The 22,434-nt window shown below is 50.9% G+C and carries 21 protein-coding genes; all 21 read left to right on the forward strand.

What is annotated here, in order from left to right; genetic code table 11:
* The first annotated feature begins 4 nt into the window (after positions 1-4).
* Positions 5-835: a glycosyltransferase gene (locus PHR44_01510; protein MDD4909346.1), complete on the forward strand. Its 831-nt coding sequence runs from the start codon at positions 5-7 to the stop codon at positions 833-835.
* A complete protein-coding gene (locus PHR44_01515; protein ID MDD4909347.1) occupies positions 835-1,815 on the forward strand; it encodes a glycosyltransferase family 2 protein in 981 nt (326 codons plus the stop codon). Before PHR44_01510 ends, PHR44_01515 begins: the two co-directional genes overlap by 1 nt.
* Positions 1,802-2,929 (forward strand): glycosyltransferase, encoded by a 1,128-nt coding sequence (locus tag PHR44_01520; GenBank protein MDD4909348.1) that lies wholly within the window; start codon positions 1,802-1,804, stop codon positions 2,927-2,929. The genes PHR44_01515 and PHR44_01520 overlap by 14 nt, the downstream gene beginning before the upstream one ends.
* Positions 2,930-2,931: 2 nt before the next feature.
* Positions 2,932-3,558 (forward strand): sugar transferase, encoded by a 627-nt coding sequence (locus PHR44_01525; GenBank protein ID MDD4909349.1) that lies wholly within the window; start codon positions 2,932-2,934, stop codon positions 3,556-3,558.
* A 13-nt stretch (positions 3,559-3,571) separates the two neighbouring features.
* Positions 3,572-4,720, forward strand: coding sequence for a DUF362 domain-containing protein (locus PHR44_01530; protein MDD4909350.1), 1,149 nt, complete (start codon positions 3,572-3,574; stop codon positions 4,718-4,720).
* Positions 4,707-5,648 carry a hypothetical protein gene (locus tag PHR44_01535; protein MDD4909351.1) on the forward strand — a complete coding sequence of 314 codons (942 nt, stop codon included), beginning with the start codon at positions 4,707-4,709 and terminating at the stop codon, positions 5,646-5,648. The genes PHR44_01530 and PHR44_01535 overlap by 14 nt, the downstream gene beginning before the upstream one ends.
* Entirely contained in the window at positions 5,632-6,504 is an 873-nt protein-coding gene (locus PHR44_01540) for a radical SAM protein (protein MDD4909352.1), read from the forward strand. Before PHR44_01535 ends, PHR44_01540 begins: the two co-directional genes overlap by 17 nt.
* A gap of 18 nt (positions 6,505-6,522) precedes the next feature.
* Positions 6,523-7,542 (forward strand): methyltransferase, encoded by a 1,020-nt coding sequence (locus PHR44_01545; GenBank protein MDD4909353.1) that lies wholly within the window; start codon positions 6,523-6,525, stop codon positions 7,540-7,542.
* Between the two features lie 48 nt (positions 7,543-7,590).
* Positions 7,591-9,168, forward strand: coding sequence for a radical SAM protein (locus PHR44_01550; GenBank protein MDD4909354.1), 1,578 nt, complete (start codon positions 7,591-7,593; stop codon positions 9,166-9,168).
* Positions 9,165-10,901, forward strand: coding sequence for a glycosyltransferase family 39 protein (locus tag PHR44_01555; protein MDD4909355.1), 1,737 nt, complete (start codon positions 9,165-9,167; stop codon positions 10,899-10,901). The genes PHR44_01550 and PHR44_01555 overlap by 4 nt, the downstream gene beginning before the upstream one ends.
* Complete coding sequence (locus PHR44_01560) at positions 10,894-11,934, forward strand: U32 family peptidase (protein ID MDD4909356.1); 1,041 nt, start codon at positions 10,894-10,896, stop codon at positions 11,932-11,934. Before PHR44_01555 ends, PHR44_01560 begins: the two co-directional genes overlap by 8 nt.
* 18 nt (positions 11,935-11,952) lie before the next feature.
* A complete protein-coding gene (locus tag PHR44_01565; protein MDD4909357.1) occupies positions 11,953-12,819 on the forward strand; it encodes a hypothetical protein in 867 nt (288 codons plus the stop codon).
* Positions 12,820-12,834: 15 nt separating this feature from the next.
* A complete protein-coding gene (locus PHR44_01570; protein ID MDD4909358.1) occupies positions 12,835-14,235 on the forward strand; it encodes a tetratricopeptide repeat protein in 1,401 nt (466 codons plus the stop codon).
* Entirely contained in the window at positions 14,232-15,221 is a 990-nt protein-coding gene (locus PHR44_01575) for a radical SAM protein (protein ID MDD4909359.1), read from the forward strand. The genes PHR44_01570 and PHR44_01575 overlap by 4 nt, the downstream gene beginning before the upstream one ends.
* The gene (locus PHR44_01580; protein MDD4909360.1) at positions 15,218-16,327 is read left to right on the forward strand and encodes a hypothetical protein; all 1,110 of its coding nucleotides are present in this window, start codon (positions 15,218-15,220) and stop codon (positions 16,325-16,327) included. The genes PHR44_01575 and PHR44_01580 overlap by 4 nt, the downstream gene beginning before the upstream one ends.
* 2 nt (positions 16,328-16,329) lie before the next feature.
* Positions 16,330-17,604, forward strand: a complete 1,275-nt coding sequence (locus tag PHR44_01585) for a radical SAM protein (protein MDD4909361.1) — start codon at positions 16,330-16,332, stop codon at positions 17,602-17,604.
* Positions 17,605-17,674: 70 nt separating this feature from the next.
* Complete coding sequence (locus tag PHR44_01590) at positions 17,675-17,956, forward strand: PqqD family protein (GenBank protein MDD4909362.1); 282 nt, start codon at positions 17,675-17,677, stop codon at positions 17,954-17,956.
* An 11-nt stretch (positions 17,957-17,967) separates the two neighbouring features.
* Positions 17,968-19,092, forward strand: coding sequence for a radical SAM protein (locus PHR44_01595; protein ID MDD4909363.1), 1,125 nt, complete (start codon positions 17,968-17,970; stop codon positions 19,090-19,092).
* A complete protein-coding gene (locus PHR44_01600; protein ID MDD4909364.1) occupies positions 19,034-20,080 on the forward strand; it encodes a radical SAM protein in 1,047 nt (348 codons plus the stop codon). Before PHR44_01595 ends, PHR44_01600 begins: the two co-directional genes overlap by 59 nt.
* A 253-nt stretch (positions 20,081-20,333) precedes the next feature.
* Complete coding sequence (locus tag PHR44_01605) at positions 20,334-21,398, forward strand: radical SAM protein (protein MDD4909365.1); 1,065 nt, start codon at positions 20,334-20,336, stop codon at positions 21,396-21,398.
* Positions 21,392-22,420: a U32 family peptidase gene (locus PHR44_01610; protein MDD4909366.1), complete on the forward strand. Its 1,029-nt coding sequence runs from the start codon at positions 21,392-21,394 to the stop codon at positions 22,418-22,420. Before PHR44_01605 ends, PHR44_01610 begins: the two co-directional genes overlap by 7 nt.
* The last annotated feature ends 14 nt before the right edge of the window (positions 22,421-22,434 follow it).

Below are 22,434 nucleotides of genomic sequence, written 5' to 3' on the forward strand. Positions count from 1 at the left end.
CGATATGTGCGTGAGCGTATATATCCCCGCGTACAACGCGCAGGGCAGCATAGAAAAGAGCGTCAGGTCCATATTGAGCCAGTCCTGCCCCATAGATGAGATAATGGTCATAGACGACGGCTCCACCGACCGGACAGCGCAGATCGCCGCCGGCCTCGGCGTAAAGGTGATCCGCCATAGCCGGAACAGGGGGATCGCGGCGTCCCGTAATACCGCCCTCAAGGCCGTAAAGAGCGAGTTTGCCGCCTCCATAGACGCGGATTGCGTCGCCGAGAGCCGTTGGCTGGAGAAATGCCTGCGCCATTTTAACGACCCCGGCATCGCCGGCGTGGGAGGGGCAATGGCAGAGAGCGGGCGTTCTCTGCCGGACAGGTGGCGGGCGGTAAACCTGCGGCAAAACAATTGGAAAGGCGCTGACAGCGCGGTCCCTTTTCTTGCCGGCTGCAATACCGTGTACAGAAGAAGGGCGCTGTTGGATGCGGGGTTGTTCGACGAGAGGTTCAGGTCGCATCATGAGGACAGCGATATGGGCCGGCGCCTGCGCGAGAAAGGGGCTGTTTTACGTTATCTGCCGCATGCCATGGTCACGCATATAAAGGAAGATACGCTTTATTCGGTGATGAGGTCATGCTGGGGGTTCAGGCATAAGGCGGCGCCGCAGACATTGGCGGCGTTTACCGGAGATATCCTTGCCGATTGCAGGCATTACGTTTCAATTGTGCTCAGGGATGTCCGGAACAGGGAATTGCGCCTTTTGCCGATAGACCTTGCATATTTATTTTTTCAGGCGTATTTTTCAATGAAATATTTCGCGCGGCAAGGCCGCATTAAATAATGACAGCCAAACCGTTAGTGTCTTTATTGATCGTCAATTACAACGGGCGGCAGCTTCTTCCCGCTTTATTTTCTTCCATTGAGCGCCTTGATTATCCCCGGGAAAGGCTGGAGGTTATTTTTGTGGACGATAATTCAAGCGACGCATCGGTCGCCTTTCTGCGCGATAAATACCCCGGCATAAAAATAATCGAGAACAGGAAGAAGCTGGGCCCGGCCGGAGCAAGGAACGCGGGCATGCTTCGGGCGCGGGGAGAGTTTGTGGCCACGCTGGATAACGATGTGGTCCTTGACCCTGGCTGGCTGAAGCCGCTGGTGGAATTCATGCAAGGCGACGCGAACACGGGGGCCTGCGCTTCAAAACTGCTTTTTTATGACGATAAAGAGGTCATCAACGGAGCCGGAGGCATCGTGAACATATACGGCGACGGGATGGACAGAGGCATATTCCAGAAGGATTCAGGCCAGTATGATAAGCCCGAGCGGGTATTCTTTGCCTGTTCCGCGGCAATGCTGCTGCGCAGGAGCGTTATTGAGCGGATCGGCCTCTTTGACGGGGATTATTTTTATCTATATGAAGACCTGGATTATTGCTGGAGGATAAACCTGGCGGGATCCAAGGTCGTCTATGTCCCTTCCGCGGCCGCATACCACGGGTTTTCCCGGACGATGAAAAGGGATACCCTGCGGGTAAAATACCTCCTTGAGAAAAACCGGCTTACGACGCTCCTGAAAAATTACAGCTTATGGACGCTGGCGCGCCTTTCCGCGGGGCTGTTAAGGCACAGGTTTAGAAAGGCGTCTCTGCCCAGGGAGGGAGGGCATCCGGCCCTGGTCCTGTTCGCCGTCGGTTTAACCGCCTGGCTGTGGAATATCGCCAACGCGGGGCGGATCATTAAAAAGCGCTTATGGGTACAACGGCATGTGAGGAAGATAGGCGATCGCGAGATCGCCCGTCTAATGTGCGATGGAGCGATTTAAGGACATAAAAGTAGCGATAGTCCACGATTATTTAAATCAATACGGCGGCGCGGAAAGATGCCTGGAGATATTCCACCGGCTGTTTCCCCGCGCCCCGGTATTTACGCTGTTATACGACAAAGACGCGCTTCCTCAATACAGGGATTGGGATATCAGGACGTCTTTTATCCAGGGCATCCCTTTTGCCGGGCGTTCATACAGGAATTTTATGTGGCTTTTTCCGCTGGCGATGAGGCGCCTTGACTTGAAGGGGTTTGACCTTATCTTGAGCAGTACTCACGCCTGGGGCAAGGGCATAAGGACAGGGCAGGGCAGCTGCCACATCTGTTTTTGCCTTACCCCCATAAGGTATTTCTGGGATCTATATGATGAGTACAGGCGCAATTACCACTTTAGCCCGCTTATGCGCCTGAGCCTGCCCTTGTTTGTCAACTCTATCCGCAGATGGGACCTTAAAATGTCGCGGCAGGTAGATTATTTTATCGCTATATCCAAGGTGGTATCCGGCAGGATACGCAGGTTCTATGCGAGAGAGTCATCTGTAATATACCCTTCTATTGACACCTCTTTTTTTTCCCCCTCCAACACCGGCGCAGACGGCGGCTATTATTTAAGCGTGTGCCGCCTGAAGGAATACAAGCGCGTGGACCTGATAGTAGAGGCGTTCAACCGCCTGAAATTGCCGCTGAAGGTCGCGGGCAGCGGGGAAATGGCCGCGAGATTAAAAAGGAACGCCGGGCCCAATATAGAGTTTGTGGGCCCGGTGTACGGCAACGGCCTGCGCGATCTTTATCAGGGCTGCCGGGCGCTGGTCTTCGCCGCCAATGAGGACTTTGGGCTGGTGCCGCTTGAGGCCCAGGCCTGCGGACGGCCTGTGATCGCCTTTGCCGGGGGCGGGGCGCTGGAGACGGTTATTGAAGGGGTGACGGGCACGTTTTTCCGGGAGCAGGACGCGCGGTCGTTGATAGAGGCGGTTACCAGGTTCCAGCGGATGAGATTTGATGCCGCCGCGATACGCCGGAATGCCGCGCGTTTTGACAACGCCAGATTTGAGACGGAATTCCTGGATTTTGTATATAAGCGGTACGAAGAATTCAACAGGGCAAAGGCATAGCGATGCGAAGGCCATATCTATTGATCAAAAGATCCGCCGATATAATCGCCGCCTCAGTGCTCCTGTTGCTGTTTTCCCCGTTATTTATAATACTGGGCCTGTTGATCGGCATGGATTCCGGCGCCCCTGTTTTTTTCAGGCAGACGAGGATAGGCAGGAACGGACGGAGGTTTAACATCTATAAATTCAGGACAATGCGCGAAGGCGCGGACAGATCGCAGGATCAATATGCCGATCTTAATGAATGGCCGCGGCCTTTATTCAAGGTCCGCAATGACCCGCGCCTTACCCGCATAGGCGCGCTCTTGCGCGACACGAATTTAGACGAGCTGCCGCAGCTGCTCAATGTTTTAAAGGGCGATATGAGCCTTATCGGGCCCCGCCCCTTTCAGGCAAACGAGGTGGATCTTTCCGACCGGCGGCAGCGCGGGCGCCTGGAGATCCTGCCCGGCATGGTCTCGCTGTGGCACGTGTCGGGCCAATACAGGCAGGGTATGAGTTTTGACGAGTGGATGGAGAGCGACCTGCGCTACGCAAGGGATATTTCTTTGTTTCTGGACGCGCAGATCCTGTTGAGGACTATCAGGATGTTAGGCCGGCACATTATTTTGAAGTTTTCCCTACGCTGATAATCAACACATTATGATAAGCAGGGCTTGGAAGGTATTTTTATTGCTGTTGGGCGTAAAGGCCCTTACTCTAGGGCAGAAATGCGTCATCCCCGCCGTATACGCGATGGAGAAGATCCATCTTAGCAAGCCCGGAGAACGCAAGGTCCTTTCATCCGATGTTGCCGTAGTCAAAGGCATGGATATAGGCGCCTTGACCAGGCGCGCGATAGACCTGATCGGCGGCATGAAGTCAATAGTCAGGAAGGGGGACAAGGTCTTCATAAAACCGAATTATGTCACAGGGGGCCTCGACGGGCACGACCCCGTGGCTGCAGGCGAGATAGCCCACCCGGCTGTGGTGGCGGCGGTTGCCGAGGAATGCGTAAAGGCGGGGGCCAGAGAGGTGGTCATCGGAGAATGGGTTGAGCGGCCGGTAGCGATAAACTTCGGCGGCAGGGAGGGCAGGGAAGGGGCGCAGGTAAAGCACAGGATAGACCTGCTGAACAAGAAATACGGGAATAAGATCTATCTTGTCAATCTGATGAACCGCACTTCGTATTTCAAGTATGTGCCTTCGCAGACCTCGCTCAGGTTCTTAGCCATACCTAACCTGGTCGCCGAGGCAGATGTGATTATTTCGATACCTTCCCTGAAGACGCATCATAAACCCTGCCCGGTCAGCTTGGGGATGAAGAATTTTATGGGGATCATGCCTTCCATCTTTTACGGCGAGCCGCGCAGGAAACTCCATGAGGCGGGCGTACACCAGATCATCGTAGATATCAATAATGCGCTTAAACCTGACCTGGTTGTTGTTGACGGCAGCTTCGGCATGGAAGGCAGAGGGGCTTCTGTTTTTCTGGGAGGGGAACCGGTTGACGTCAGCAAGCGCATCGGAGGATACCTTGTGATCGCGGGCACGGATCCAGTTGCCACCGATGCCACGGCAACGCGTATTATATCCAGAAACTGGACGCCTGTTCCGGAAGCCGGCGTGCTGGGCGCGCCCTGGTATGTGCATCATATCAGGATGGCCCATGAACAGGGGTTAGGCAACATAGGCGCCGATCTCATAAATATCAAAGGGGACACTTCTCTGGAAGGCGTATCCATGAATTGGAAACAGTCGGATGACGGGGTGTATCCGGAAAGGCCGGGCGATAAATATGAAGCGTGGTAGAAGGGCCGGACTGGCCGTTCTTTTCGCGGCCGCCCTGTCCAATTGCCTTGTTTTCGCCGGCGATCGCGGGTTGGTCAGGCATGCCGTTGAGGCAAAGGGGGGCTGGGAAAGGGGGATAGTCTTAAAAAGGGCGGTGTTGTTGACGGATAAGAACAACGCCGGCGCTGCCATAGATTTTGAAGTGCCTGTTGACGGAGATTATCAGCTTTACGCTTATGTTTATCACAACTGGAGGAAGTATACGCCGTTCATTCATTTTGAAGCGCGGGATGCGGCAGGGGTTTTGCATGCCGGCTATATGTTTTTTGAGCATTGCTGGTATCTGGACAAAAGCCAGCCGGGCAGATGGCTGATGCATTCTCCCAACGCCATGCCGTTTTGGCGGCTGCCTAAGGGCAGGCTTTCCTTGCGTTTCCGGGCTACGGGCAGGGATTCCATGTGGGATCAGGATGATTCCGGAATGGAAGGCGTCATTGCTTTGGAGACATTGATATTGGTCCCGGTATCGGACGGCTTCTCCGCAAGCCCCATGGACCCGGAGTTCTTGCAGGGAGGGGCGCGGGATATGGTATATTCTGAAGACCACGGAACAGGGATAGCCGTGATCTCAGAAAACAAAGTTTCTTATCGGGGGATCAAGCTCCCGGTATCGGGAAACTACGCGGCGCTGTTCTCGCTCTATTCGCAGGGGCCCTATAAGCTTGAGGTGTCGTTCAGCAAAGGCGGAGTTGATCGGAACTTTATCATTGAAGATCAGGCCGCTTCATCTTTATGGCGAAACGCGGTCTCCGGCCAGTTTTATATCGAGGCCGGAGATTATACCGTGGGGTTAAGAGATATGTCCGGATCAGCTGCCGGTAATGGAATGGCGGTCGACTACTTTATTCTTATGCCGTTGCCGAAGGAGGCGCATGGAGAGTTTGAATGACCAGATCAGATCCATAAAGAAGCGTATGCGGGCAGTACCAGGTTTAGTTATAGATAACTTTGGCCTGTCTTCGCATCTTGGGAAGCGGCTTTCCCCGGGATGCCGCGCCTGCAAGGAGAACAAGTGGACGACCGTCTTTATCGGCAAGGCCTGTAATTGTTCATGCTATTTCTGCCCTCAGCCGCATAAAAAGCCGGCCCTGGGAAGCAGGGAAGATAATGACGGTATGATCAGCACAAGTTTCTCAAGGGAATCTTTTGAGCATCTTTTAGTTAAGCTGAAGAACGCGGCCCATAACGGCTCCATACGCGCGGTGGGATACTCCGGAGGCGACCCCCTTCTTTATGCCGAAAGGATTATTTATTTTGCCGGAGAATTAAACGACTCCGCCCCATCTTTATATCAATATATTGAAACCAATGCCAGATCGCTGAACAAGAAAATGGCAGGGGAACTTCGCGGCGCCGGCATCAAAGAAATACGCTTTAATCTTGCCGCCACGGATTATTCTCCGTCGATAATAAAGAAGATGAAATACGCGAGGAAGGCCATGCCTTTTCTGACGGTTATCCTTCCGGCGTTAAGGCAGACGCCAAAAATGATCGCGAGGCATATCGGAGAATTTATTGACATCGGGGTAGACCAGATCACTTTATGCGAGATGGTCGTCAACAGCAACAATGAACGCTATTTCAAAGGCGAGTCCTTTTACAGTATGGGTAATGAAGAAAGGTATCCGATTTTCAGCAGGCATGTGATATACGACGTTATGAGCACCGCCGCTAAAGAGAAGTGGCCAATTACCATTAACGAATGCTCCGCCTTGAATCATCAGAAACCCGGCCCGCTGTTCTAAGGGCCCGACAGGACTAACGTGATACAGATCAAGCCAGAGCGGATAAAACGGCTGCGCGCGACGCTAGACGATATTTCTTACGATGTTATAAGCAGAGATGTCGGAGAGGCAGCGGCACACCGGCTTCCGGAAAAGATCAAGGTATTTATCGATCTTTTTGTTTTGGGTTCAAGTATCAAGCCGCCCTTGGTAAAAAAGGCCCTGGGAAGACAGTCCTTTGAGGATCTGTCGCGCCTTGGCCTTATCAGCTCTGATAAAGAGCGCGTAAAGCCCAAATACAGGATAAGGTCGTTTAATAATTATTACTTTTTATATGAAAAAGGCAGCAACAGGCATATAGATTTCGTGTACCTGGATCAGGATTCTTTTCATCTGGCTGAAAACCTTCCCTATAATTTCAAAGCTAAAAACGCGCTTGACCTGTGCACGGGAAGCGGCATACAGGCGGTCCTTTTATCAAAAACAGCCGAACGCGTCACCGCGGTTGAACTGTCTTCCAGAACCGCGGAGGTGGCGCGGTTTAATATCATATTGAACGGGCTTTCAAAGAAAGTATCGGTATTGCAGGGTGACATATACGCCCCCGTGGGCAGGCGCAGGTTCGACCTTATCGTTTCCAACCCGCCCTTTATGCCTGTGCCCGACAATATAACCTATCCGCTTTGCGGCAGGGGAGGAGAAGACGGGCTGCTGGTCAGCCGAAGGATAATCGACTCGTTGGACAAACATTTGACCAGAAAAGGCCTGGCGGTCTTCTTAAGCATTACCTTTGGCGACAGATACGCCCCGTTTATCCTTAAGAACCTTGAATCTGCCGCCAAGAGGGATGATTTTGACGTTGACCTCATTTTATTCAGGCGCACCCCAAAACACTCCGAGATATCGGGAAGGGCGGCCACCTTGCGTAAAGATAACGGCGTAAACCCGCTGGATGAGATGAGGCGGATCTACAAACAGGCGGGCGCTGACCACATTTACGTGTATCTTGTGAAGATTAAAAGGGGCAGCGGCTCTGTGAGGGTCATAGACCTATGTTGAAAGTCCTTATGCTTCAGTTATCCGTAACCGGCAGCGTTGTTTGATTAAATGAATAAGGTACCCTATACAAAATCAATGTTCATCAAAGACATGCTTTTAAGCCGGAGAAAGCTGGCGGTTTATATCCATATACCGTTTTGCCGGCGCAAATGCGCGTATTGTTATTTCTTTTCGCGCGCCGGATCAACCCTGTCCGAACGAGACAGCTATATCCGAAAGGTATGCGATGAGCTGCGCATTTACAGCGAGGTATTCCGGAGGCGGCGCGACAGCATAGCGGCGGTGTACATAGGGGGCGGCAGTCCTTCTTTGCTTAATAAGAGGCAATTGAGATCCCTGTTGTCCTGCATAGATGAGGTTATAAGGCCGGCAGAATTCCCTTCCGTTAAACAGCTCACTGTGGAGGTGAACCCCGAGATGTTCGCGCGGCGGGAATGTGAGGAAAAACTGGCTATAATGAAGTCGTATTCGGTCAACCGCCTTAGTTTTGGCGTCCAGGCCTTTAACAATGCCGTGCTCAGAAAGAATGGGTGCATTCACCGCCTGTCGCATATATACAATGCGGTCAATAAGGCAACGCTTAACGGATTCAGTTACAATATTGACCTGATGTTCGGCCTGCCGGGAAGCGATTTTGGGTCGTGCATTGATACCATATTTTCCGCGATAGGCATACTGCCGCCCCATATTCAGCTCAACGCCCCCATTCATTACGTGCGCGGCAACAGGCCGTCCGGCCGCGTGCTTAGCCCCGTAGCGCAGGGCCTGCTGGCCATGATCGCCAGGATACTGTTGTTGAAGCTGCGTTATGGCCATAGCCCGTACCGTTATTTAACAGAGCTTTCGTTAAAGCGCGATGACCTGAATGTATTTTCGCATCTCCAATGGACGGGGTCTTCAGACGTGATAGGGATCGGTTCTTCCGCGCGGTCAGTGTATATTAAACGCAATATTATCGCGCGGAATACGGCCGATACCCGCAAGTATTGCATGAGCGATAGGGAATTTACTTTTGACAAGGCGAACTTCAATTATAAGCGGCTGCTGAAGCAGGGAGTTATAGAAGAATTCTTTAAGGAGAGATTGATAAAACCGCCCCTGCCCCTGCGCCGTTGCGGCAAGGTTATTATACGCAAAAAGAGCGCGGCCTATGTTCTGGCAGTTTTAAAAGGCATAGAAAGCGAGGTCAACGGCTTAAGTGACGCGGCATTTTTCCATTACCGTCAGGCCATGGATATTATACCCGGTAATTCTCTCGCGTACTTTTGTATGGCTGACCTGTTCCTGCTCGAAGGCAGGCCCGGCCCGGCCCTGGAATATATCAGCGGCTTTCCCCTGAATAATAACAGCGCGCGGATGCTTTCAATCCTGTTCTTGCTGGCGAAGAATGCCGGAGAGGAAAGATGCGTAAGGATACTGGCAAAGAAACTAAAGGATGACGGGGTGGAAATTAACGGGCTGGATATAAGGCATTATCACTATGCAGGCCTTCGCCCTCCGATAAAGCGCATGCGCCGGCTATTTAAGGAGTGCAGAGCGCTGGCGCGGATGTGCGGGATGACATTAGATTTTAAAGATCCCCTTAAAAGGGAGCATGAGGGATTAAAACTTATTAAATCATTATGAGGGCCAATTCAAATAACCTGATACTTGCCTCCGCGCTGATATTGGTCGTTATCGTCCGTTTTCAAGGTTTGGGCAGCGGGCTTCCTTTTCAGTTTGTCAGGGGCGAACCCATAGGCTTTACGGCAGCGCGCGTGCGGGGGCTGGATATAAAGTCAATGCGGGGCCGGTATCCCAATTTCCTGCCGATAAGCATAAAGATCGCCGAAGGCGTATTGAGCTATCTAAAGCTGGATAAGCCGATCCTCGCCGCTTATGGACTTTCGCCCCGGGAAGAAAAAACGTCATTTTTCCTTTCTCAGATAATCTGCCGTTTTTATTCGGCTTTGTTCGGGATAATGGGGATCATCGCTGTATTTCTATTTTCTAAACGGTATTTGTCATACACCGTGGGGCTCATTGCCGCGTTTCTGCTTTGCGTTCACCCGCTCCACTTTTTTTACTCCCATTTTGACACGCCCCATATCACGCAGTCATTTTTTATAATCCTGACCGCCTTTGCCGGATATAACGCGCTGCGAAGAATGAGTGTTGTTAACTTTCTGGCACTCGGCCTGGTTTCCGGCCTGACGGCTTCAACGCTGCAAAACGGCCTTCTGACATTACCCTTTTTCTGCTGGTTGTTTTTTTATTCTCAGAAGGGCAGGGCCTTTTCCGGGAAGGATTGGCGCCTTCTTTTTGCAGCGCTGGCGGCCTTCGGCTTATGCGCCCGCATGGTGGGTTATTCATCCGCGTCCACAGGGGGAGATTCGCTTCGTTTCGGTTTTCTCACGAGCCCGGATATGCCGGCAATCGTCTTGAATAACGCGCACGAGATATTTTTAAGGGAGTTTGGATTCAAAGGGTTCCGGTTTATGGGATACATCTTGATGCGCACAAGCCCGGTTATGCTGCTGTTCGCCGTTTTCGGCGGCGTTATGATATTGCTTGACAAAAAAAGGCTTAAGTCGTATCTGCCTTTATTTGTGCTTTATGGTCTGTTCATATTCGCTCACGGGACATATAATATGACCACAGAGCGTTATTTTACCGAACCGCTGCCGCTTATGGCGTTGTTGGCGGCGGAGACGGTCATATTTTTAAAAGAGCGGATAGTCCAGCGTTTCCCCATGAGGCGCGGATGGCTGGCGGCGTCTGTGCTGGTGGTTTTTATCGCTGCCCCCATGTGCCTTAGGGATGCCGGCATAAATAATTTCCTGAAAAGCAAGAGCACATATACGTTGCTATACGAATGGATGGTGGATCAACGACGGTCATTCGAAGGCAAAAGGGTGCTTTTTCTGACGAATGTCGGCATGCAGAATGAATCCCTGTTCTTTAAGGCGGCAGACATTATTTTTACCCACAGTAATGTATTTTCCGGAGACAGGCAAGGTCTGCTTAAGGCGGCTGCCGGGCAAAAGATAGATTATATTATTACTTCAGAATCGTCGTGTTCCTTGCAGCTGCGTGAGGGGGCCTTTCAGCTTCTGCCGGAGTTTCCTGGATTCGCCAAAATGATAAAGACATTTAACCCCTTAAGGAAGGCGCCTGTTTCAGCCGTGCCCATTCTTGAGGAATGCAGGCAGCTCGCCTATGAGGAGCGGCTTTACGGCGTGACATTGAAGCAGGATTATTTGTGCTCGGCGATGTTTTTTAGCGCCCTGAGCTATAATATGCACCTGTATTACAGGCACGCGGAGCGCCCCGGGCCGATGCTTGCCGTGTACAGGGTAACAGCGGAAGATAATGATTAAGATCACAGCGCCGTTTAACAGCAGGGATGAAGTGAAGATAATGGCCGGATACGGGGCGGATGAGCTTTACTGCGGCTATCTTGCGCCTGAGTGGGCCAGGCATTATTCAAACCTTGAATTTGAAAGAAAAGGGGGGGTGGAAAGCAATTTTACGGATTTGGACGAACTTAATAAATCGGTTGAGCTGGCGCACCGCTATAATATCCCTGTTTTTCTCGCCTTGAACGGGCTTTACGTAAGACATCAATATCCGCTCCTTTTGAAGATTATCGATAAACTCAGGCAGATTGATTTTGACGCCTTTATAGTCGCGGATATGGGCCTGATATTAACGCTGGTTGAGCGCGATATCGGCAAAAAGCTCCACATATCCACGGGAGGCACGGTATTCAATACGGACGCGGTGGGTTTCTACCGCAGGTTCTCTCCGGAGCGCGTCATTTTAGACCGTCAGCTTACAATCCGGCAGATCAGCGGACTGGTCAAGAGAAACCCGGGCGTGGATTTTGAGGCCTTCATTTTCAGTACGATCTGCGTTCACATAGACGGGTTTTGTACATTTATGCATTCATACGGCGCAAACAGGGAAGAAAGTATCGCGCACTGCTCAGGGCTGGATCCAAAGCTGTATTTCGCCACAACATACGATCCCGAGGCTTTTGAGGATGCCTGCTCTTTGCGCTACGCCGTTAAAGTTTATGAACAAGGTAGGGCGGCCAGCCGCAAAAATAATGTAATGCCCGCTTTTTATAAACGTCAGATGGACGGTATGGCCTGCGGGATATGCGCGATGTACGACCTGAATAAGGCGGGGGTAAGGGCGGTCAAGGTGGTGGGAAGGCAGGTTGGCCGTATAAGACGGTTGAAGAGCGTGGAATTCGTCGCGCGGGCGCGCGCCTTATTGGATGCGGATCCCGCTATTAAACGGAAAGAATTTATTCGGCGCTGTAAAGATATGTATCGCGAAGTTTGGGAATATAAAGGCCGGTGCAAAGGGAACAACTGCTATCATCCTTCTTTTGCGCGCGATTAAAACAAAGGGAACATCCGGATGGAAAAAGCGGTTTATATAGCGGATAAAAGGCGGCTGAAGAGTTTGAAGAAGGGCGCGGCCACAAGGATCTATTTCGGGGCTGAGTTCTGCGAGCGGCTTATCCCTTCCATTGGGGAGTGCAGGGAGGTTATTTCCCGGGCGCGCGATAAAGGCATGGATTTCTCGCTGGTCACTCCTTATGTGACCGACACAGGTATCAGCCGCCTAAGGTGTTTATTCGATCTTATGTCCTGCCTGGATGTGCCCGTTGAGGTGATAGTGAATGATTGGGGTGTTTTGGGCCGGTTGCGTAATGAATATACCGGACTTGTGCCTGTTCTGGGGCGTCTTTTGACCAAGCAGAAGAGGGGGCCGCGCATAAGGCGGCTGCTGGAAAGGCGCCTTCCTTCAAAGATCATCCGGCCGAAAGAGCCGTCGCGGCAGGGCGCAATGATTATTGTCGCCGAGAAACTTCCTCCGGATACCGATTTTTATTACCGCGGTTCCAGTGTCACGAGCGTGCCCGTAATCCATAAATTTCTTAAAGAAAATAACGTATACAGGATCGAGATTGATAACCTTCTGCAGGGTATTTATCTGGAGATGGAGAATTCAGGCATTTCGGTGTCCGTCTATACGCCCTACGCGTATATATCGACTACGATGTTCTGCCCTACTGTCGGCTGCGAACGGAAGAAAAAGCCGTTTTTAAGGGTGCGCCCCTGCGTGAAAGAATGCCGCAGGTACACATTCCGCCTGAGGCATAAAAGCATGCCGGAAGATATCATTTTAAAAGGGAACACGCAATTTTACAAAAACGGCCTCGGCTCGATCAGAAAATTAGAGCAGGCAGGTATAGATCGTATAGTGTATCAGCAATTGTAATTTAAGGGTGGGGTTGTGATCGTGACACGGATCAAACATAAGTTTTTCCTGATGTTCGGTGCTGTTTTAGTTTTCCTGCTCATGCTTGAGGTCGTATTTCGCATAGCGGGATTCATTCTGCTGTCGTTTCAGGAGAGGGATAACCCGGTTTTGCTGGATAAACAGGAGGAGCTCCGTATTGTGTGCCTGGGAGAGTCCACCACCGCCTTCGGCGGCAGGGATTCTTATCCTTATCAATTGCAGGAGGTCCTGAGCGCCAGGATCCCCGGGGTTAAATTCAAGGTCATCAACAAAGGCGTTGCCGGAGTTGATACGGCGTTTTTCCTTTCCAAACTTGATGAGAATTTGGCCAGATATAAGCCCGATATGGTCATTACGATGTTGGGGACCAACCAGAATGATAATTCAATGAAATTTGAGGAAACACTGAGATTCAGGATAAAGCTGCTGGTGTATGAAATCAAGGTCTATAAGATGGTACGCCTGCTTTTTGACAGGATGAGGGTTAAATCCCGCAACCGCATCTACGATAGAATGTATATGCCGCCGAATGAGGCGGGCGCCGGAGTGGCCCCTGATAGCGACCGCGCATACACGGAGATGGGGTTTATGGAGAAAGAGCAGGGCCGCCGCATCAGGGCGCTGGGACATTTCAAAAAGGCGATCCGGATGAATCCTTCAAACAGCTGGGCGCGTGTCGGCCTGGCCATGGTTTATAAAGAGATGGGCAGATTGGATGAGGCAATAGGCGCGCTCAGGGCCGCTATAGAAATAAACCCTTTGAGCGAGGCAGGCAACAGGGAGCTGGCGTGGTGCCTAAAGAAACAAAAGAGGTATGATGAGGCGGGATCCATATATCAAAAGATCATTAAGGATATAAAACCGCAAAACGGCTTCCTGTATATGGAGGCGGGATTATTTTATAAAGAGATGGGCAGGTACCCGGAGGCGATTTCCGCCTTTGAGCGCGGTTTTGAGCTTAACCCTGAGACGGAAAACTTCTACGGCGACCTCGCCTTTTGTTATGAGCAGGCCGGCAAAGACGACCTGGCAAAGAGGTGCTATAGTAAATTTAATAAGTCGCTTTACACAACTTATAACCCCGCCACGATCTACAATTACAGGCAATTGCGTGACAGGATCCTGGCAAAAGGTATTTTGCTGGTTTGTATGCAATATCCGGTGCGTCCCGTGGAGCCGTTAAGGCGCATCCTTGAGGGGCGTGAAGTGGTCATCTTCGTTGATAACGAGCGGGTCTTCAAGATGGCGGTAGCCAGGGACGGCTATGAGGAGTATTTTTATGATAATTTCCGCGGCGATTTCGGCCATTGTACCCGCAAGGGCAACCGGCTGCTTGCCGAAAACCTTGCCGGTGTGCTGGAAAGGGAATGTTTCCGGGAAAGGACGAAGATATGAATGTCGGATTGACGAACAGGTGTAATTTCAACTGTCCGTTTTGTTTTGCCAGGGACGCCATGTCCATCAGCAGGGCGATGAAGCAAGACAATGAGATCAGCATGGACAGTATAAACAAGGTAATAAGATTCCTTAAAAAGTCGGGGCAGGATACCTTTAATATGATAGGCGGCGAGCCCACGCTGCATTCCAGGTTCAGGGATATTTACGAGAAGATCGAGAATGAAGGCCTTGCCGTGTCGGTTTTTTCCAATGGCCTGATGCGCGAGGGCATAGCAGAGTTCCTCAGAGAAAGAAAAGGCCTCAGATGCGTCCTCATTAATATCCTTGAGCCGAGGCATTACACCAAGGAATTATGGGGCACGCTCAACAGGGCCCTGTCTGTGCTCAAGGATAAGGCCGTCCTGAGTTTCAGGATATACGAAACGGCCTTCAGGATCGATTTTCTCATTCCTTTGATCGACCGCTACGGCCTTTGCAGGGCAGTGAACCTGGCGCCGGCCTGCCCCAGCCTGAAAAGAAAAAACGTGTTTTTGCAAATAGAAGACCATAAACGGGTTTCCGCGAAGCTTCTGCGTTATTCATACAGGTTCCGGCAGCACCGGATAAAGTGGTATTCCGATAACGGATTTATATATTGCGCCTTTACGCGTGAGCAGCTTAAGGGGCTGTACGCAAACACAGGGTTTATCCCGGCTTGCGTATGCCGCGCGCCCGTAGAGGTGGCGCCGAATCTTACGGTATTCAGGTGTTTCGGCATGGCGGAAAAATCCGACAGGGATATGAAGCTGACAGATTTCAGCGACCTGGCTTCGCTTGAGTGGTTTTTTGATAAAAAAACCTTTGTCTTGAAACGCGCCGGATTAAAGGACGAATGTCTCTACTGCGGCGATATGGAAAAGGGCAATTGCGACGGCGGCTGCGCGGTGCATATTATCAGAAGATTTCCGGGTTATAAGACGGCATCGGCACTGTATAAACAATGATCGGGATAAACGTAAACATAAACAGTTATTGTGATCTTGATTGTCCATACTGTTTCGGCAAGGAGTATATGCGCAGCAGCGCTCATAGGCTTGCCAGAAGCGAGATGACGTTTAACGGATTCAGGAAGGCCGTTGATTTCCTGAGGAGGGCCAGGGTGAATATCTGCAATATAGGCGGAGGCGAGCCCACCCTGCATCCGAGATTCATTCAATTCGCCGCCTACGCCCTTTCGCAGGGCTGTTTTCCGGTACAGGTTTATACGAACGGCTTATTTTCCGAACGCGTCCGAGGCGCGCTGACAGATATTAAAGATAAAAGAAGATTATTCTTTCTTTGGAATATCAATCATCCGAAGTCATATTCAAAAGACAACTGGAGGCGGCTCAATGAGAACTTAAGCGTTATCGCCGCTCTGGGCACCTCCAGTTTCGGGGTAAACTTATATAAGAGACGGCAGGACCTGGATTATGTTTATGAATTAGCGGATAGATATTCGCCTTTGCAGCTGCGTTTATGCGTTGCCCATCCGTCCGGTCCCGGGGCGCGCAATCGGTTTGTGGCAACCGGCGAAAGCCCGGCTGTGATAAAGGACGCCATGAAACTGATAAGGGGCCTGCGGCGTCGAGGGATGAGGGTTATATTTGACTGCGGCATAGTGCCTTGCCTGTTGAGTGATAAGGACCTCGGCTTCCTCACCAGGCACGGCGTTCATTTAGGCGCCTGCCGCAACCTCGCCGTGATAGGGCCCGATCTGAGCGTCTTTAATTGTTTTCAGAACGACAGCGTTACGGACAGGAGGACTCTTGGAGATTTTTCTTCTCTTCAGGAGATAGAAAAGCATCTTTCTGAAATAAGGTCGCGATTCGATATGGTCTTTCTTTTCAAGGAATGCCTGCGCTGTCCGATGTCGTGCGACCTCGGATGCCTGGCTGAAAGGAAGATGATCGCCGCTGACTATGCCGGCTCCTTGCGGCGTACGCTCAAGAGGAAAGGCGCTGATCCCGGAGCCGGCCCGGCGATCGGGATGTTCCATTCCGGGCAGGAGAAAGAAGCCGGGGCGTATATTTACGGCAGCTCTTCCAGGGGCATTAAGGCCGGCAGATGAAGATGAAGCCCACATTCACGTTTATTTCCCTTTTCAATCAGCATGCCATCAGTTTAAGGCCGCTTTTGTCTGTCCTGGAAAACGCGGGATTCAGCACGAACGTTGTTTTCTTCAAGCGCAGGGAAGACCAGGGGCGTTTCACGCCTAAAGAGCTCGCCCTTCTTACGGCCGTGATTGATATGCTTAAGACCGATTACGTTATGATCTCGCTCGTCTCCGGGGCTTATCAGGCCGCCAAAGCAATATCCTTAAAGCTGCGGAAGGAAAAAAAGAGGCGGTTTATCGTCTGGGGCGGCGTGCATCCTACCCTGGCCCCTGAAGATTGCATTAGGTATGCCGATGCCGTGTGCATAGGGGAAGGTGAGGGGGCTGTCCTGGATCTGGCAAGGGAGTTTGCCACGGGCCCGTTACGCAGAAAGACGATAAGAAACTTATGGGTCAGGGGCGGCGGAGACGGGGTCAAATGTAAGTTGCGCCCGCTTTGTGATCTAAACGCCATTCCGGCCTATAAACCCAGGGATAATATATACCTGATAAGCAACGACCGCATAGGCAGATATAGCGATGCCAGCGAACTGGTTATTATTTCAAGAGGATGCCCTTTTGAATGCGCCTTTTGCTGCAATGCGGCCGTCAGGGGTTTATACGGAAGGCCGAAGGGTTTTCACAGGGCGCTTACCGTTGAAAACGCGATCAAGGGCCTTTTAGAGATGAAGTCCCGGGGGGTAAGGCGCCTTGTCTTCGTTGACCCGATATGGCCCTATAATGACATTGATATTATGAAGGAGTTTAAAAGGGATTATAAAAAGCATGTCGGTCTCCCTTTTTCCTGCGCCGTGTACCCTACCATGGTAAACGAACATCTGGTGGAGGGGCTGGAGCAATGCGGCTGTAAGAGTTTATTTATGGGGATACAGAGCCCTTCGGAAGATGTGCGGCAGCTGTTCCGGCGGCCCTATTCCGATGACGCGGTCGTAAATGCCGCGCGCATTATCGATAAAAATAACATCATCGGGATATACGATTTCATAGATAAGAACATATTTGAAGGGCCGGAGCATCTTTTGAGAAAGAAGCTGCTTATTGAGCGGCTGCCCGCCGGCTCCGTTATCAGTAATTACAACATGATGTTCTTCCCGAAAATAGAGATTACCGAATTGGCGTTAAAAAAACGCAAGATCGGGAAGGGGGGCATAGAAGGCTATGCCTCTGATTCTTTGGGGTTCTCCTGGTCCAAAGACAGCTATACGAGGGAAGAGTTCCTCTCCCGGTTTTGATTGACGCTATAAGGTTATTGTGATATAGGTTAGGTATATAAACCGCTTAATTTTAAAGGAGGGAAAAGGCATGGCAGCCGATAAGGTTTTGCGCAAAAATCCGGACATAGTAAGCAGGGTGATCGAAGACGAAACGATACTTTTGCCTATTTATAAGAAATCTGAAGAGATTGATTGTATCTATACCCTGAATGAAGCCGCCTCTTTTGTCTGGAGCAACATCAACGGAAAGAACTCGACAGGGCAGATCAAGAAGAAAATATTGAAGAAATTTGGCGCTTCGGATGATGAGGCGGACAAGGGATTGAACAGGATCTTGAAGGAATTCAAGAAGATACGGGCGGTTTCTTAATAATAGGGCCCATGCGTGAACAATCTTATATGGAGTTTTTATACGCGCACTATGAAGGGAGGGCGCGGGCACCCCTTTACGGGCTCCTGGAGCTTACATACAGATGTAATTATAATTGCGTCCATTGCTATAACAGGAGGTTTGCAGGCAGCGAAGACGAGCTGAGAACGGAAGAATTTAAGGATATCATAGACCAGATCAGCGCCCTTGGGGGTCTGCGGCTTTGCTTCTCCGGAGGAGAACCACTGTTAAGGGAAGATTTTTTTGAGATATATTCCCATGCTAAAGAACAGGGGTTTATAATCAGTATTTATACGAACGGCTCTCTGCTTGACGATGCCGCTGTCTCTTTTTTCAGGAAGCACCCGCCCTTTAATATTGAAATTACCTTTAACGCGGTAGACAGCGACACATACGAATCGATCGTAGGGGTAAAAGGGACTTTTGGCAAGGCGGCTAAGGCAATAAAAAGGGTCGCTGGATCGGGCCTGCCGCTTACAATCAAGGCCAACTGCTTGAGGCGGAATAAGGGCCAGATACGTAAGATAAAGGCCTTTGCCGAGAAAGTATCCGGCGGCAGAAACAATTGTTTTAAGTATGATCCTCTTGTCCTGGCAGGCGCGGCTTTAAGAGCGCCTGAGGGCATAAGATTAACAGCCGAGGAGATTATGGAGGTCAAGAAGTCTAACCCGGAAATCTGGCAGGAGGCAGCCCGCCAGATGTGCAATGACGGATTTCTGGAAAGGGAAAGGAAATTTCTCTTTCAATGCGACAGCTGGCATACGGATTTCGTGGTCAGCCCGTCCGGCCGGCTGAAATTCTGCCCCTTCCTTGATAAGCACGGCGTAGACCTGAGAAAGGCCTCTTTCCGGCAGGGATTTTATGATGTATTGCCGCTTGTCACTGAAAGGCAATTCACGAGCGATTCAAAATGCCGGGATTGTTCTTTGAGGGCGGACTGTTATTTTTGTCCCGGACGTTCCTTTATTGAGACAGGCAGCGAAGAGGGACCGGTTGATTATTTTTGTGAGCTTGCCCGCGGCAGGCGCCGGGAAGAGGCACGGATAAGGTCTGACTATGAAGACAGAGAGTTTTCCTGTCTTTTCTCAGAGGATAAGAGAAAAGGCAGAACTTAAGCGCGTTCCCATCCGCGCGATGTTTGAACTGACTTACAGGTGTAACTTTGACTGCCGGCATTGTTATATTCCCGGAAGCTACAGAGATTCTCGGGCGGATGAGCTTGGCACAAAAGAAGTGTTCGGTATTATTGACCGGCTGCGCGATATCGGCACGTTGTATTTAGGGTTCACGGGAGGCGAGCCCTTCCTGCGGGAAGATCTCTTTGATATACTTGAATACGCCGGCAGCAGCGGATTTCAGACAATGGTTTATACCAACGGGTCTTTAATAACCGCCGAGGCGGCGCGAAAATTGAAGCGCTGCCGCGTGAGCAAGGTGTCTGTTTCCTGCCATTCTATTTCAGAAGCTACCTTTGAATTTATTACGCGGCGCAAGGGCTCTTTTGTAAAGGTGAGGAAGGCGATCAGTGATCTGTTGAAGGCGGGCATACCCGTTGAATTAAAGACAAATGTGATGGAATGTAACCGCGAGCAAGTGTCCGCGGTCGCCTCTTTTGCTGAGAAGGAAAATATTCAGTTCAGGTTCTCTGAGGATCTTTTTCCCATGCTTGACGGCTCATCAAAGCCGTATGAGATGTCTCTTAAGGCGCCTGCCGGCCCGGTTGACATTCAAGAGGAAGATATTTGCCGCGGGACCACCCGGCGCAAACATGGCCGTATGGAGAGGGAGTTGTTCACGTGCGGAGTAGGTAAGAGCAATCTTGTTATCAACCCTTTTGGGCTGCTCAAGCCCTGCCTGATGTTGGAGAAGCCCGCGTATGACCTGAGAAACGTCTCTTTGGTCCGGGCCTGGGACGGGATCAGCGCATTTTTCAGCGGCCTAAACAAGTCCGGTCTTGAATGCGCATCCTGCGGCCTGGCGCGGTTCTGCAATTGGTGTCCCGCCGTAAGTTTCCTTGAGAGCGGCAGCTTTAATAAATGCAGCCGGGCAAGCCGCGGGTACGCCTTAATCAGAGAAAGGTACCATAAAACAAAAGGAGGGTAAATGGCCAGGAAAAGAAAGCTTAAATTCGATCCCCAGATAACGAAAGTGAAGCTTCATCCTGAACAGGCGGTTCTGGCCTGTCAGTGCTGGAATACGGGACTATGGGGTCCTAATTGGCAGCACAGCGGCAGCAGTTCGGGCTGCGCTTTCAATGGCAAGTACTATGTCAGTTTCCTGACTGGCGCCGGAGCTACAAGCTCTTAACTTTCGGCCCGGCTACCAAGGCGTCAGCACATTCTTTAGCTTATGATCGATGATATACGCTCAATACAAAAGTTTCAGCCGGAAACTCCATAAGAAATATTGGTTTAAGAAACTGCCTTCCGTATGTCAATTTGAACTTACCCATAACTGCGGCTTAGCCTGTCGGTACTGTTCCACGCGCTGCTATAATACCCCGCGCCTTCTCAAGAGAGAATTGGAAACCCCGGAAGTGAAGTCAATTATTGATAAGATAGCTGATTTTGGGGTGTTGTGGATATGTTTTACGGGCGGAGACCCGTTGGCCAGAAGCGACTTCGCGCAGGTCTACCGTTATACCCGGGCCAAAGGATTTATTATAAGCGTTTTTACCAGCGGCGCCTCGATCACTCCCGAGGTAACGCGGCTTTTCAGGGATTCTCCTCCCTTTGTCGTTGAGCTCACCCTTAATTCATCCGATGAAAGGACGTGCGATAAGATTACCGGGGTCAGAGGGTCTTTCAGGCGCATATGTTCAGGCATAAATACGCTGAAGAAGGCCGGTATTAATCTGAGATTGAAGGCTATCCTGACCAGGGAAAATAGCAGAGATGTGGTGCCGCTGAAGAAATTCGCGGAAGATGCCGGCGTTGAATTAAGGATCACCCCTGTTATTTACCCCAGGTTCAATGGAGACAACCGGCCTGTCCGGCTGCGGCTGGAGCCGGATGAGGTCCTTAGGGTCATGGGCGTATCCGCTCCCGCGGCTGAGCGTGTAAGAAGAAAGAGTCCCGGCTACGATAAGACATTGTTCAATTGTTCCATACTCGGCGGAGACGGTTTTCATGTAGATCCCCGCGGGAATATGCTTCTTTGTCCGCTTATGAGGCCCCTGGCGGTAGACCTGGTCCGCAACGATATCTCAAAAAGCTTCTTTTTACTTTTAGAGAGATTTAAGAGCATGGAATTTAAGAGCGATTCTCCCTGCCGCGGATGCGCGTTGCGGTATCAGTGCGGAAGCTGCCCGGGAAGGGCCGTCCTTGAAACAGGCGACCCTGAGAAGCCGGTGGCATTCTTTTGCGAGCTTACAAAAAAGATGTCTCCAACGCTGACAGGCACAGCGCCTTTCGGATGCTGATGAACGGAAACTTCAGGATAGCCGCGCCTTTTATTAATAAGAGACAGGTGTCCGGTTTAAAAAATGCCGGTGCCGACGAGCTCTATTGCGGCTATGTGGATGAAGAATGGGAGCGGCGCTGGCCGTCCGAATTCCATACGGTCAACAGGCGGGGCAGGGGAGCCAGTTTCTCAAATACCGCCGACTTCAGAGAAGCAGTTCTTGAAGCGGAAAACCTGGATATGCCGGTATTCGTTACGATGAACGGGCTGTACACAGAAGAACAATATCCCTGGCTGTTTAATACAATAGATATGCTGAGCAGATACCGGGCGGTTTCCGGAATTATTTTAGCCGATATGGGGCTTATGCTCGCCCTGAAAAAACGCAAATACCCTAAGAAAATACATATTTCAACCGGCGCCGCCGTCTTTAATCATAACGCGGTGGATTTCTTCTCTTGCATGGGGGCGGACAGGGTCATATTGGACAGGCAGCTGGATACCGATGAATTGCGGGAGATCATATCGCGTAGAAGGTCTTTGACGGAGATCGAGATATTTGTATTCTATACGGCGTGTTTGTTTATTGACGGATACTGTTCCTTCCTGCACTGCCTGGATAATGCCCGCCCCGATCCGCTGGATAAAAAAGGCATGATATGCCATTCTTACGATGCGGGCCCTTTTCATAAGGGGTGCGATATAATCAAATACGCTTACAGCTCGTCAGGTTTCCGCGCGCATAAGCTGCAAAGGGGCTTTCGCGCCGAAGGTTTAAAGTACGCGGAAGACAGATATCCCTTCGGGTGTAATCTTTGCGCGCTCTTTGCCCTGAAAGACAGTTTACCCATTACGCTCAAGGTCGTGGAGAGGCGGCCTGAACGCGTAAAGTGCGTCAGGAACGTAATCCGGTGTATTCGGGCCATAAACAGCGGGATGGAAGAGGGCGCTTATAAGAAGATGGCAAGGCAGACATTTAAGAAAATAACCGGCAGGGACTGTAACGGCGATCAATGTTACTTTCCCCAAGGGCTGTGTTGACGCGCCCTTGAATA

Source organism: Candidatus Omnitrophota bacterium (genome assembly GCA_028707125.1).
Lineage (GTDB): Bacteria > Omnitrophota > Gorgyraeia > Gygaellales > JAQTUX01 > JAQTUX01.